Source organism: Fibrobacter sp., assembly GCF_045131395.1.
In the GTDB taxonomy this organism is placed as follows: domain Bacteria; phylum Fibrobacterota; class Fibrobacteria; order Fibrobacterales; family Fibrobacteraceae; genus Fibrobacter.
This window is the reverse complement of record NZ_JBGUQY010000049.1, coordinates 1-12,759: the sequence shown is the minus strand read 5'-3', so window position 1 is coordinate 12,759 and position 12,759 is coordinate 1. Positions and strand designations below refer to the sequence as shown.

Here is a 12,759-nt window from a genome sequence, read left to right as displayed (position 1 = left end):
CTCGGCAAAAAGAAGGCCGCACCTTGGGTGGTGCGGCCTTCTTGCATTAAGGGCTTTTTTTATTTGCCTATTTCTTGTCGAGCTTGGCGTTGATTTTTTTCTGCAGTTCCTTGAGCTGCCAGCGGCCGCGCTTGTCTTCTAGGAAGAAGTTGGTGCGCACTCCTCGGGAAAGGCCACGGTCGATGATGTTTAGTGCGTCTGCGTAGCGTTTTTGGTCAAAGCGTAGTTCTGCCAAAAAATAATAGTTGTACAAATCTCTCGGGTTCTTTTCGAGAGCGAGGCTCAGGTACTTGTCGGCTAGTTTCTTGTCTGGCCATGAGAGTACCAGCGGCACGTAGGGCAGCACAAAGTGGGCTCGCCCTAGCACCTGGTAGTCTTCGGCCATAATGGCTACGTCGCGTACGGTTGTCGCCACCCCTTCTTTAACAGAGGTAAGGGCGCCGCGCTCGTTGCCCCACATGGAAAGGGCGCTAGCGTACACATGAGCGATTTCCCTATTCTTTGGGAATTTCTGGTAGGCGGCTTCGCTTATAGTTTTCAGACTGTCCAGTTTTGCCTTGCGCTGGTGCTTTTCGAAGTGCACAAACCGGAACGAGAAAAACAAGCTTTTGACATAGCCTTCGGTGGCTCGTTCTTCGACAGCGGGGTCGCTCATGGCCTTGTGATAGCTTTCGATCATGAGCTTTGCATTCTTGGCATTAGCCTTGTCGCCAACGGCACGTTCCGCTCGGGCGGCGTAGCAGGAATCCGCGGTGCGAAGATCCTCGTTCGCAGGGCTTATTCCGCATAATGCAAGCGTCAGCAATGTTGTCAAGAACTTTTTCATTTTCCCCTTCAGTTGAAACTACACTTTCCAGCTTTGCAGGACCTTGTTCACCTGGGCAATCCGGGTTTTCTCGTCGTCGGTGCCGTGGTAGGTCTTGAATAAAAGATAGCGATATTCCATAAGTGCAGTGCGAATTAACACCTTGTCTTCTTGCTTGAGCATTGCTTTTTGTTTCCTCTTTGTTTGTCCAGACAGTTGATTCCTCGACTTTGGCGCAATACGCCAAAGTCCAGAATGCTGCTAAGGGTTACTTCCCCTTCCCCTTACCGGAGAAGTAATCCTGCTGACGTGTGATTCCGAGAACGGCGTGCCACAGCGCACCGTTCGGGTTAATCTTCTTGCGTTCGCTGACGGCATATTCAATAGGCACGTGCGAGAAGGCGTTGTTCATGCTGCCCACGACCATGTCGGTCTTGCCAGCCATGCCGGCGTGTACGGCGGCTTCAGCAAGCTGGAAGCAGAAAATAGCGTCGGTTCCTTGAGCCGGAATGCTACGCACCATGTAGCTCGGGTCGAAGTACTTGATGTTCACTTCTTTGCCAATCTTGTCGAAGTGTTCCTTGATTTTGCGCGTCAGGAATTCACCAATGTCGTTTTTCAAGATGTTACCGCTGGCGTCCCTGCGTTCGGGCTGGTCCTTGAACAGTTCCTGTCCGGCGCCTTCGGCCACAGTCACCACGGCATGGGTCTTGCCGCTGCTATAGCGGCTTTCGAGGGCCTTGAAAAGACCGTCCAAGGTAAAGGGCACTTCGGGTACCAGGCAAATGTTTACCACCGTGGTAGCGAGTGCTGCGTAAGCGGCAATAAAGCCGGAATCGCGACCCATCAGCTTTACGAGGCCGAGTCCGTTAAAGGCTCCGTTAGCCTCGTTGTGGGCGCTGGTAATGACGTCGGTAGCGGAGAGCACTGCGGTTTCGAAACCGAAGGTGCGGTCAATCAAATTTAAGTCGTTGTCGATGGTCTTCGGAATGCCGATCACCGAAATGGGCTGGTGGCGCTTCTTGATTTCTTCGGCGATATCGTGGGCGCCACGGAGCGTGCCGTCACCGCCGATGCAGAACAGCACGTTGATGTTGAGGCGCATCAGGGTGTCGACCATGACCTTGGCATCCTGGTTTCCGCGAGAGCTACCCAGAATGGTGCCGCCGTCTTCCTGAATGGCGTCAACTACATCGGGGTTCAAGATCATCGGGGAATAACCGTAGGCCGGGTTCAGACCGCGATAGCCGTAGGGAATGCCGAAAATGTTTCGTACGCCGTAGTCGAACCACAGCACCTGAACAAGACCCTTGATCACGTTGTTAAGACCGGGGCAGAGGCCGCCGCAGGTCACGATGCCTGCACGTGTCCAGGCGGGGTCGTGGAAAATCGTTTCGCGAGGGCCGGCCGCTTCCAGCGACGGGATTGCCATGCCGCGTTCGCAAAAATCCTTGATACGGGCGACGTCCGCTGTAAGGCTTACTCGATCAGACTCCGACACAAACGGAACTCCCTTCATGGGAGATTTCAATGTTCCTTTACCAACAGTCTCGATGGAAAGGTCATATTTTTCCGGATTATTTAGAATGTCTTCTTGAGTCATGGCATGCTCCTCGTATTGCCTTTAGAATACATCTAGGCGTCCTAAAAATACTAAAAAATAGGAGGGGTAGAAGTATAATTTAGTTTAGATAATTGTTACTTAAAACAATTAAAGATGCTTGATTGTACGAAAAACAAATAGTGTAAAATAAAATGCCGGATTTGTAAATCCGGCATTCGAAAAAAGCTGATAACTGTCGATTAAGACGCTAGAATATCGAGCGGCGGGAAGTGAATTTTTGTTCTAAGACCCGGACCAGCATTCTCGATTTCGATTTTCATGTTGGTGAGCGTACAAAGTTTTTTCACCATGGAAAGACCGATACCCGTACCGCTTGTAGAACGAGTCATTTCGTTTTCTACGCGGTAGAATTCCTGGAACACCTTCTTCATTTCAGATGCCGGAATACCGGGGCCGTAGTCGCGAACGGCAAGGTACATGTCGCCGTTGTTCACGCGCAGCTCGATGCTGATCATCTTGTAGCTTGCGTTCTTTGAGAACTTGAGGGAGTTGTCTACCAGGTTCATCAGAATTTGCATCACGGCGTCGCGGTCGATCAGGAGCGCCACGTTGTCTGCATCGGTGTCTGTAGAAACCGTAAGTTCGAATCCCTGCTTTTCGATGTTCTTGCTGTAAGTAGCGATGAAGTCGTCAAGGACGGCCTTCGGACGTTCCTTGCGGAGCTGCACGTTCCAGCGGTTGCCATCGAGTTTAGACAAGTTAAGAACGTTCTGGATCAGGCGAGAGAGTCGGTCAGCTTCGCTTGCAATTTGTCCGTAATAACGTTGCTTCTTTTCTTCGCTTGCCACCCAGGAATTCTGCAAGAGTTCCGCGTACATCTTGATGGCTGTCAGCGGGGTCTTGAGTTCGTGGGTAATGGCAGAAACAAAGTCCTGACGCTTGGCGGCGAGGGCCACCTTGCTTTGGGTGAAGCGGTAAATGGTAATCAGGCAGACTGCAACAACGATCAGGAGAATCAGGCCACTAAACAGAATGGTCAAGTCTGCAGATCCGCTGATTTCGCTGGAGTACATCTTGAAGACAATCTTGTCGTAGGGCGGCGGCAACGGCCGCTTGGTTCTCAGTTCGTATTCGGCGTTGTTCTTGCCGATGGTCAGGAGAATAGTATCTTCGTAGACCAGCTCGATGGCGTAGGGCAGCTTGGCGTAGGCCAGCTGTTCTTCCTGGGTCATGTAGTTCAGGTAAATCGACTTGTCTACCACGAAACCCTGCACAATCGGAAGCATGCCGATATAAATCGTACGGAAGAACACGATGTAGTCCGACGTCATCCGAATCTTCAGGTCGGTAATGTTAACGTTGGTGTTGCTACCGGTAAATACGGGAATGTCCGGGGCGATGGTGGTATCGTTCTTGGCGGTTTCCGCCATGTAGGTCAGGGCTTCTTCTTCAGAAGTGAGCTCTACGCGGGTAGGAATCTGCAAGTCCGGAATTTCGTCATAAAGCTGGTCGATGGCTTCGGTAGAGTCTACGGTCTGCACCGTGCGCTTGGGAAGTCCGTTTCGAATGTCCAGCTTTATAAGCAGGTACTGGATCAGGTCGCGGGTTTTCTTGCGCTGTTCCTGGTCGTCGAAGGAGAAGTTGTCCCACATGGACTTTCCGATACCGGTGCTGGTGTCGGGGTAGAAGGGCGTCAAGAGTTCTCCGCTATGGGAAATCTGGAAATGCCCGAGCAAGCCCTTGCGGCACTGCCGATACAGCGAGTCGAAGTCGCAGTAAGGGCCGCTGGAATCCGGGAACGAGAAGAACTCCGAGAAGAGTCGGCTGTTGCCGCCAATCACCGTAATGGAGTTCAAGATACCGTAGTCCTTGTAGGAACGGCTGTTTTCAATATTAAAGTCCGACGATAGGCGCAGACGAAGACTTTCGTAAGCGGCGTCGATCCGTTCTTCTATTTTCTTTTCTTCCAGGGCAGCGGACTGCTCGTAAGTCTTGATGAACAAGATGGTCAGGGGAATTGCGATGACCAAGAAAATGGAAACAAACACCAGGCGTTCGGTGATGATTGCCTGGTGCTTCTTAATGTACGAAAGTGCTTCTTTAAGCTTTACTTGTCGCATTCGGGTGCAGAACGCATCTGGTAGCCTTCACCGCGGAAAGTCACCAAGAGTTTCGGATGCGAGGGATCGTCTTCGATTTTCTTGCGGAGCTTGGTAATGTGGATATCCACGGTGCGGGTGTCCACGGAGTCTGCATTTTCGTAACCCCAGACCTTGCGGAGCAGTTCGGAACGGGGAACGGCGTGGTCGCGGTTGCGCCACAGGTATTCGAGGATTTCGATTTCCTTGCGGGTAAAGGCCAGTTCTTCGGTACCACGGGTGCCGGTGTATTCGCGGAAGTTCACGCGCAGGCTGCCGGCAACGAGCTTGCCTTCGTTTTCCATAGTCTGACGGCTACGGCGGAGCACTGCATCGATACGAGCCAAAAGCATCGGGACAGAGAACGGCTTCGGGATGTAGTCGTCGGCGCCGTACTTGAGTCCGTTGATGATGTCGTCATCGGCATTCTTAGCAGAAAGGATGATAATCGGGAGGCTCTTGTCCTGTTCGCGGATCTTGTCGCAAACGGTGAAACCGTCCATGCCCGGGAGCATCAAGTCCAGAAGAACCAGGTTGTACTGCTTGGTGAGGGCTTCGGCAAGGCCGCTTTCGCCATCGGCGCAGTGCTTGACGTTGTATCCGTTCAGCTTGCAGAGGTCAATCAAGCCTTCTGCAATGGCAATTTCATCTTCGATGATAAGAATTTTTGTAGTGCTAGTATTTTCAGTCGTCATTTATTTTACCTAGAGTTGTTATTAAATAGCAAGTCCGACACCGAGTTCAACGGTCATGTTGCCGGCGTCGATTTCGCTCGGATAGTCACCACCGATGTAGTACTTGAAGTTGCCGTAGGCGGCAATCGGAATAATGGGAAGCTTGGCGCGGAGACCCACCAGGATGTGGCCACCGATGCTGGTGTTCAGGCCTTCGTCAAGAGCTGCCTTTTGCACCTTTTCCTTCATGGTTTCGCCGAGCTGCTGGCTCTTTTCCTTGGCTGCCTGGACAGAGGCCGGATCGTTCGGATCGACGTTTGCAAGAACGTTGATCATTTCCTGCGTGGTGCCGTCAATGATGCTGGAGGTAAACTTCTGGTTCAGGATGAAAGAGTTCAGGTGGTAAGAAAGACCGCCACCGATGTAGGGGCGAATAATCGGCAAGAACGTAATGGGGTAGGTAATGGAAAGGTCGCCGGTCATGGCAACGAATTTCGGATTTGCCTTGCCGAAGGGAGTGCCACCCAGTTCAATTTCGAGGGGGACTTCGTTAACGACGTCCGGTTCCGCGGGGTTTACGACGAACAGGGAGGCATCGTAGGAGCCGAACTGGATGTTCAAGGTGGCTTCAATGTCGATAATCGGGAGCAGGTCGACCCATGCCTTAAAACCGAAACCCTGCATCGTGCCGCTAAAGCCGTCGTGTTGCAGCAATACGGTACCGTCTTCTGTTACGGGAGCGGGTGCGTCCATGCCCTTCATCTTGGTGCCAAAACCGGGGGCATAGTGGAAGCCTAAGCCAACAATGGCGAAAGACTGTGTGGCGAGCAGTGCGCCAGCAGCGATTAAAGCTTTAAAGTTCATGAGTACTCCTTAAAACGTTTGCTCTTGAAATTACATTAATATTTCAAAAAGCGGATACTATTATTTTCATAAAATACTTAAAATCACTCTATCGCAGGAACGACAACCAGTTTTTTCTGCCCTTTTTTGACCACTACATTGTCCAGTTTGTATTCCCCGACGACCTGTCCGTGGGCCCCCAAGGCAGAAACATTGACTTGGTGTTTACCTTCTGTTACCGGGATGCGGGTCACGTTGATGGAATTGGGCATGAACAGGCCAATGCGCAGGTCTGCCTGCTCCAGCTGGCTCTGGCCCACGTCCACAGCGATGTTTTTCACCAGGTCTAGGATACCGTTGCCGGTGTTTGTTGCCGATTTGGCCTTTTGGGCGGCGATGGTGCGGAGTATCACGCGGGTCGCCGTGCGTACCATGGTGGTGGCGTTTTCGTCCTTCATGTTCTGTTCGAGTTCAGAATCGATGTCGGCCACTTTTTCTGGTGAAACGCGCATTTTCCCGTCCAGGTTCACGCTAAAAAGACTTGTACGCTGAGGGAGTTCTTTCTTTTCAGGGAGGGCAAAACCAACATGGAACGTGTTGCTTCCGGCTCCTGCAACGGGAGGTACGAATACGGTAAATGAGCCAATGTTTCCGGTCTTGCCGTCCTTATAGGTAAGGTTCATGGCGGTACCGCTCACGTAAGTTCCCGACAGGTACATTTCGCCCAAGATGGGGCTGTGGCCGGCATAACCCACCACGATGATTTCCTGGCCTTTTTCGCGGGCTTCGGTGGCCTTGGGAGTCTGGGCCAGGGTTTCGTTCTTGAGACCCTTCAGGTCGTCGGCACGGTCCATCTTGGTAAGGCTTTCGTTGATGTATTCCCAGACTTCCTTGGGCATTTTAACGTTGCCCTCTTCGAAGGCCTTGGCTGCTTTCAGGTAGGCGATGGCGGCATCATCTTCTTCGCCGGCCATTTCATAGACGATGGCGCTCAGGTAACGCAGCCAACCGTTGTCGTTCACCTTTTCCTTGTCTTTCTGGTAAAGGGCTTCCGAGGCGATTTGCGCCCTGCGGACTTCCACCAGCGCCCCGTCCAAGTCACCGATGGCGAGGTAGTTCAAAATTTGGTACTGGTACATCATCAGCACTTCAAAGGGGCGGGCCCTATAGGGGCGGATGTTGTCGTTGGTAGCAATGGCTGCGGCTTCGTTGGTGACAGACTTGGTGTACAGGTCTTCGTAGATCTTTTCGGCCTGTTCAAAATGCTGGATGCTTTCCTTGTTCTTGCCGGCATAATGGTAAAGCATGCCTTCGTCAAAGTGGTAAAGGAAGGCGCTCTTTTCGCCGTAAAGGTCGTCTTTTTTCTTTTCGATTTTTGCAATTGTGCCTTCAAATCCTTCTTTTTTAAGGACGGGGGCCAGGGTTTCGTAACGGGTCATGGCCTTGTTTGCGCAAGAACAAAGAATTAGGGAAAGTATTGCAAAAAGAACTAGGCGTTTCATGTTTTCTCCAAAAAAGACGCTGCGTTAAATATAAATAAAACGCCCCTCCGGTCTTGCCGGGGAGCGTAAGCTTAGCCTTCGAGAGAGAGTGCTTTCGCTAGATTATTTCTTCTTCTTGCCTGAAGCGTCAAGGGTAACTTCAACAGTTTCTTCGCCCTTCACGGTCACGAGTGCTTCAGCAGACTTGCGGTTGGAGCATTCGGCGCGAACCACGTGGTCACCGGCGTCGAGGTTGTTGATGGTGAGTGCTGCACCGTCGGTCTTGTCGGCATTGTCGCCGTCAATGTAGATGATGCACTTGCCCGGAATGGTGGTCACCTTGATGTTGCCCTTAGGAATCTTGGTGCCGAAGTCGAACACGTTGCGCTTGTCGTTACCCGGCCAAATGTTCACGCGCTGGTTCACCAGTTCGTAACCCTGGTCGATCACCACGAGGGTCTGGCGGCCAGACTTGACGCTTGCGTTTTCGATCGGGCTCTTGCCGAGGGGTTCGCCACCGAGGAACACATCGCTGTTAGGCGGGTTGGTGATGATGGTGATGGTTGCTGCCTTGCCGCGCGGAGGTGGATCGTCGTCAGCGACAGCGGCGGTAAAGAGGAATGCGACCAAAAGCGCGAAAATGTAAAGCTTTTTCATGGATTTCTCCTGTTTGTTTGTTCTAAAAATATAAAGTTTTTATGGAATTTAAATTTTTTTTATGAAAAAGTTTGGATACCTTATTTATTAACCTGTATTAAAAACTACTTTTCATTATGTATGAAAGCCCTTTACCAGAAAATTCGCACTTTAAATGGCAAAAATTACGGTCTTTACAAGTCTCTTGCTGATAAACCATGGGATTTTGGCGATTTTGCGCTAGAATTTTTGCATGTGCAGGGCGACCCCTATGCACCGGCTTCTAGAGTTGTCATCAAGGCGAATCTTTCGATGCTTGGCTATGCTGGCGAATGGGGCGGCGAGTTTGAACGTCGCCTGGCGTTGAGTGATTTCCTGCATCGCAAGCTTTCTCGACTGGTCAAGGAAAAGTATCCGGAAAAGGATGCAGCCATTGTTTTCGATACGGCTGGACCCGAGATGCTGGTGCGAAATTCCCTGTGGATTGACAACGGGGAGCTCAGGGCGTGCCTGCAGGTGAGGCTTCCGGGCGAGGGCCGCAAGATTCAGGCCGAAGTCGCTGCCGAAATTTTGACCATGGTTTTGCCGGACCTAGTGTCGGCCGGTCTTTATTACAACAAGTCCGATGAATCGGCTTTGCAAGATTATTACCGCGTGCTCGCCGAACGCAAGGCGATTCTTGCGGAGCTAGAGGCTCGCGGGCTGTGTGCCTTTGTGCCCGATGGGGCGGTGCTTCCGCGTGCATCGGGCTTGAGTGAAATGCCTTTAGAGGGCGCGGTGCCGTTTACCGCTCCCGAACAGATGGCGGTGTCTTTGAACGTGTGCGGTCGCGAAATTCGCGGCATGGGAATTCCGAAGGGAATCACCGTGATTACGGGCGGAGCCTTCCACGGAAAGTCGACTTTGTTGCAGGCCTTGATCCGCTCGGTCTACCCGCATATTCCGGGAGATGGCCGCGAAGGAATCGTTATCGATGAATCTGCACTTCGTGTAGGAGTCGAAGACGGCCGCAGCGTGCGCGGGACAGATTTGTCCATGTTCGTGCGCGACTTGCCGGGCGGAGTTTCCACCAAGGATTTCAATACCCTTTCGGCTTCGGGTTCTACCAGCGAAGCGGCGAATTTGTTGGAGGCTATGGAAGCGGGTTCCCGCACCTTCCTCATTGACGAAGACTCTTCGGCAGTGAACTTCTTGATTCGCGACATTCGTGTGCGCAAGCTCCTGGGTGATGACCGCGAACCGTTAATTCCTTTGACTGACCGCATCCGCGAAATCTCGGCTCAAGGTTACAGCTTTATTCTGGTGGCAGGTGCCTGCGGCGACTACCTGGATATCGCTGACAATATCGTGATTATGGCCAACTACAAGGCCGAATGCGCTAAAACAAGCGGCTTCGCAGTGAGAAACGCCGAAGTCGCGACGAAGCAATCCATTGTTGCGCAGCGCGCCTTTACCGCCTACATGCAGCCTCTGCAAAAATCAGTGCGCCCCACCTCTGCGGTCGAGCGCCAGGTCAAGGTGAAATTGGCTGGAGATACTTTGTTGCAAATCGGATTCCTGGTGTCCGATACTTCGCGTCTCAATACGCTTGTGGACAAGCAGCAGCGTTTTGGTGCCGGATTCCTGCTGTTGAATCTTTTGCAGAATGCGGCCAGCAATGCCGAATTGTCTGATTCTTCAAGCGCAGATTCTATTGCTGCGACCATTCAAAAGCTTTATGAAAAAATCCAGAACGTGGGCTTCCGCAACCTGCCTCAGGGTATGAGCCGCGAAATGAGCCTGCCGCGAGTGGTAGACATTGCCTGCGTGGCATTCCGCCTGCGCGAAGGTCGATAATTTTAAAAGGAGCAAACAATGCGTAAAGATCTCGGAGTGAAAGCTTATCTGTATCCGCAACCCACCTTGGTGATTGCGACTTATAACGAAGATGGTTCCACAAATGCGATGGTCGCTGCGTGGGGCTCCATCAGCGACACGAACCAGGTAGCTATTTATGTGGCTCATAGTCACAAGACCATGCCGAATATTTTGGCCCGCAAGGCTTTTACCGTGAGCATGGCGACGGAAAAGAACATTAAGGCCATTGACTACCTGGGTGTCACCTCGGGCAATAAGGTGGCCGACAAGTTTGCTCATTCCGGCTTGACCTCTGTCAAGAGTGCTCACGTTGATGCTCCGCTGATTGCAGAACTCCCGCTGGCATTGGAATGCAAGTTCGTCAGCTATAACGAAGAATCTGAACTTTTGCTCGGCGAAATCGTGAACGTATCTGTCGACGATTCCGCACTGGATGAATCTGGTAAGCTCTCTGTAGAAAAGCTCGCGCCCGTGTGCTACGATTCTGCGGGCCATGGTTACTACGTCATGGAACGCCGTGTGGGTAATGCCTTCAGTGATGGAAAGTTACTGGGTAACGCTTAATTTGAGGGAGGGTTCTATGAAGAGTCTTAAAGGTATTTTGTGTGTCGCGACGGTTGCCTTGCTGAGCGCTTGTGGTGGTACTTCCAGCACATCAAGCGACCCGGTAGAACCGAGTAGTTCTTCTACAATGGTTACTGAATCTAGCTCGGCTGTTGCAACGAACCCTGCTGAATCCAGCAGCTCTGTAGACGTGGTGGAATCCAGCAGTTCCGAAGTGGCTGTTCTGGAGTCAAGTTCTGCTGCTGAAACCGCAGCCGACACGGTATGGAACAAGGCGAACTTGACATGGTACATTTCTTGGCCGGATCCGGGCAGCGAAGAATGCGTGGTGTACAACGGCTGCGAATGGGCGGGCTATTTTGCAGGCTTACCGGACCAGCAGACCGAAGAATGGGTCAGTCAACACAACATTATTTCCATTCACGAAAAAGATTGGGGCAAGTACAAGCTTAAAACCTTTAGGCTGCGCCAGAATGGCCGCTCCATAGACGCTACTGTTTACGACAAGTGCGCTGACAGCGATTGCGAAGGATGCTGCACCAAGAATGCAGGTGAACTCGGATTCCTGATTGACATCGAAAGCTATACCTGCGAACGCCTTTCCGGCACAAAAGACGGCTGCGATGGCGTCATTGAATGGACTTGCCTGGACTGCGAATAATCCGGCTTTTGCAATATGAAAATTCAGGTCCTTATTGACAACATTGAAAGTTTTGATGCAAACAGCAGGCGCAAGCTCTTTGGCGAATGGGGCTTGTCGGTGTACACCGAATTCGAAGGCAAGCGTTACTTGCTTGATACGGGAGCCTCGCACCTGTTTTCAAAAAATGCTGCGGTTGTCGGAGTGGATCTTTCTAAAGTCGATGTGGGCGTTTTAAGTCACGCTCATTATGACCATAGCGATGGCATGGCTAGGTTCTTTGCGCTTAATAAGACCGCACCTTTCTATTTGCGCAAGGGTGCTGGCGAAAACTGCTACCACGCTGGGAAATTATTCGGACGAATTCCGTATCACTATTACATCGGTATTCATAAGGGTTATCTCAAGCGCTTTGCAGACCGCATCCGCTTTGCCGAAGGCGATATGCAGATTGCTCCCAACGTGTACCTAGTGCCCCACAAGACTCCGGGCCTTGAACGCATTGGTGAGGCCGCACACCTTTCGGTCAAAGAAAACGGTGTGTACCGCTATGATAGTTTTGATCACGAACAGAGTCTCGTGTTCAATACGTCCAAGGGTCTGTTTGTCATGAACAGCTGCAGCCACGGCGGTGCGGACAATATCGTGAAGGAAATCGAAACCACGTTCCCGGGCAAAAAGATTTATGCGATTCTCGGCGGATTCCACTTGTTCCGCTACAAAGACGATGTGGTGCGAGCCTTTGCCGAACGCTTGCATGCGTTAGATGTTCAAAAGATTTATACCGGACATTGCACCGGAAACCGCGCCTACGAAATCTTGCACGAAGTCCTTGGCGACCGTGCAGAACAAATGCGCTGTGGCATGACCATAGAACTTTAATGCGTTAAAATAATTTGTCTACAATTAGTGCGCCTTTAGTGCGTCACATGCTGCGTGAGGTTGCAGTTGGCAGATCCGTTGAGTATGGATGTCGTTATGCATAGCCCCAGTTGGACGGCGGAAACTTCGTGCTCATTGAGGTGAATTTTAGATTCCGTGCTCTGGGGTGGAATTTCGCTGTCTTTGTGTGCTTCGCGAGATTCCTGAATCTGGGCGTCGGCTTTTGTGCCCCTATAAATTAAGAATTCTTTATTGATAACGGGAATATTCTCGTTTTGGCTCTTTTTTAGGGCCATTTGTGCTTGACAACAGGCTGCGGCGAGCAAAACCGCTGCTATAGAGAGTTGAATCTTCCTAACCATAAACCTTTCTCCTCCGTCGTTTAAATATATAAAAAGTTTTTTCTTCGGGGCGTGGGTTGATAATATGTTGATAGAATGGAGAGAAGTCGGGCGGAATCCCGTTATTTCAAAAAAAGTTAAAATTTTTCGCCTTAACCCCTTGACGGACACGGCGTAAAGTTCTATAATTGGCCTCACCCGCGAACGAGAGGCGAAAGTCAAACGAGAGCGGCAACAATCCGAGAGATTGTTGAGTAGATTGAAGGAATCGGAGATGTGCTTAGTGACGGGTCCAAGAGATTTCTTGGAAAGTCAATTATACGAACGTGATTAA

The 12,759-nt window shown here is 51.3% G+C and carries 13 protein-coding genes; 4 read left to right on the top strand and 9 right to left on the bottom strand.

Translation table 11 applies throughout. The features are described from left to right. Positions 1–67: 67 nt before the first annotated feature. From ACJMNB_RS13520 to ACJMNB_RS13485, 8 genes are all read right to left on the bottom strand, one after another. Positions 68–826: a hypothetical protein gene (locus ACJMNB_RS13520; RefSeq protein WP_405343369.1), complete on the bottom strand. Its 759-nt coding sequence runs from the start codon at positions 824–826 to the stop codon at positions 68–70. Positions 827–844: 18 nt separating this feature from the next. After that, the gene (locus ACJMNB_RS13515; protein WP_405343367.1) at positions 845–988 is read right to left on the bottom strand and encodes a hypothetical protein; all 144 of its coding nucleotides are present in this window, start codon (positions 986–988) and stop codon (positions 845–847) included. A gap of 85 nt (positions 989–1,073) precedes the next feature. Then, positions 1,074–2,408, bottom strand: a complete 1,335-nt coding sequence (locus ACJMNB_RS13510) for an ATP-dependent 6-phosphofructokinase (protein WP_405343365.1) — start codon at positions 2,406–2,408, stop codon at positions 1,074–1,076. A gap of 200 nt (positions 2,409–2,608) precedes the next feature. Beyond that, a complete protein-coding gene (locus tag ACJMNB_RS13505) occupies positions 2,609–4,489 on the bottom strand; it encodes a sensor histidine kinase (RefSeq protein WP_405343363.1) in 1,881 nt (626 codons plus the stop codon). After that, entirely contained in the window at positions 4,477–5,202 is a 726-nt protein-coding gene (locus ACJMNB_RS13500) for a response regulator transcription factor (RefSeq protein ID WP_088629015.1), read from the bottom strand. Before ACJMNB_RS13500 ends, ACJMNB_RS13505 begins: the two co-directional genes overlap by 13 nt. 21 nt (positions 5,203–5,223) lie before the next feature. Then, entirely contained in the window at positions 5,224–6,045 is an 822-nt protein-coding gene (locus ACJMNB_RS13495) for a hypothetical protein (protein WP_405343361.1), read from the bottom strand. 83 nt (positions 6,046–6,128) lie between these two features. After that, a complete protein-coding gene (locus ACJMNB_RS13490; RefSeq protein ID WP_405343359.1) occupies positions 6,129–7,526 on the bottom strand; it encodes a hypothetical protein in 1,398 nt (465 codons plus the stop codon). A 102-nt stretch (positions 7,527–7,628) separates the two neighbouring features. Continuing rightward, a complete protein-coding gene (locus tag ACJMNB_RS13485; RefSeq protein ID WP_405343357.1) occupies positions 7,629–8,162 on the bottom strand; it encodes a PEGA domain-containing protein in 534 nt (177 codons plus the stop codon). Positions 8,163–8,282: 120 nt separating this feature from the next. On the opposite strand from ACJMNB_RS13485, the gene ACJMNB_RS13480 reads away from it, so the two are divergent. The 4 genes from ACJMNB_RS13480 to ACJMNB_RS13465 are packed head-to-tail and all read left to right on the top strand — an operon-like array spanning position 8,283 to position 12,084. Then, on the top strand, positions 8,283–9,977 hold the full coding sequence (locus tag ACJMNB_RS13480) for a P-loop domain-containing protein (protein WP_405343355.1): 1,695 nt from the start codon (positions 8,283–8,285) through the stop codon (positions 9,975–9,977). A gap of 18 nt (positions 9,978–9,995) precedes the next feature. Further along, positions 9,996–10,562 carry a flavin reductase family protein gene (locus ACJMNB_RS13475; RefSeq protein ID WP_405343353.1) on the top strand — a complete coding sequence of 189 codons (567 nt, stop codon included), beginning with the start codon at positions 9,996–9,998 and terminating at the stop codon, positions 10,560–10,562. A gap of 16 nt (positions 10,563–10,578) precedes the next feature. Further along, positions 10,579–11,223 (top strand): hypothetical protein, encoded by a 645-nt coding sequence (locus tag ACJMNB_RS13470; protein WP_405343351.1) that lies wholly within the window; start codon positions 10,579–10,581, stop codon positions 11,221–11,223. 15 nt (positions 11,224–11,238) lie between these two features. After that, positions 11,239–12,084 carry an MBL fold metallo-hydrolase gene (locus ACJMNB_RS13465; protein WP_405343349.1) on the top strand — a complete coding sequence of 282 codons (846 nt, stop codon included), beginning with the start codon at positions 11,239–11,241 and terminating at the stop codon, positions 12,082–12,084. 35 nt (positions 12,085–12,119) lie between these two features. Here the strand turns inward: ACJMNB_RS13465 and ACJMNB_RS13460 are convergent, their stop codons facing one another. Further along, entirely contained in the window at positions 12,120–12,446 is a 327-nt protein-coding gene (locus tag ACJMNB_RS13460) for a hypothetical protein (RefSeq protein ID WP_405343347.1), read from the bottom strand. Between the last annotated feature and the right edge of the window lie 313 nt (positions 12,447–12,759).